1 protein-coding gene is annotated in these 655 nt (G+C 60.3%); it reads left to right on the top strand.

Features of this window, described 5'->3' with window-relative positions:
- On the top strand, positions 1-527 hold a 527-nt coding region (locus tag Q4543_RS24510), incomplete at its 5' end, for a hypothetical protein (protein ID WP_303442803.1).
- Positions 528-655: the final 128 nt, after the last annotated feature.

Genomic DNA, 655 nt, shown 5'->3' with positions numbered 1-655 from the left:
ATTGGCCGACCCTCGTTTCATTCCGCGCTGTCCGGCTGAGACCGGCGCGCCCTCGCGAGAAGGGGCGCGCCGAGATCAATCGACGGCCACCGAGGGAGCAGGAGCGCAGCCTGCTGAAGGTGCTGACCGCAGCATCGGGGGAAGACGCCGCATTGCGCAACATCCTCCTAGACCACAAGCTCCTCGGGGCAAACCCACGGGCGGGGATCGGCAAGTTCTACCCAGATAACAGGAACCGAGACGTTCAGAACATCGCGAAAATGGCCGACAGCTTCTGCCGGGAACAGTGGGGCGTGGGCGTTCGCAAGGCCATCCTTGATGACGGGAAGCCAGCAGGTCGGCGCTTTGACGAGGCGGACCTCACAAACATCCCTCCGCATATATATAGGGAACAGCCTGAGCAGCCCCTTGAGCCTTATGTTGAGGTGAGCGCAGCAACCTTCCTCGCGGAGACACGAGCCATCGCCAGACCACAGCCAGCCGAACAGCAGGCACCTGAACCGTGGCACCTTGAGCGGGCGGCATAAACATCCCTCCGCATATATATAGGTACAGCAAAGGCAGGCTCAGGCCCCTCTGTGACCTGCCACGGGATTTTTTCTCCATTTGAAATTAGAGTCCGACCCAACGAAGGGACGGACAATGAAGCGAACGA

The sequence above is a fragment of the Salipiger sp. 1_MG-2023 genome, assembly GCF_030547555.1.
Taxonomy (GTDB): Bacteria; Pseudomonadota; Alphaproteobacteria; order Rhodobacterales; family Rhodobacteraceae; genus Salipiger.
The sequence above is the reverse complement of the archived record's forward strand: the minus strand, read 5'-3'. Positions and strand labels throughout refer to the sequence as shown.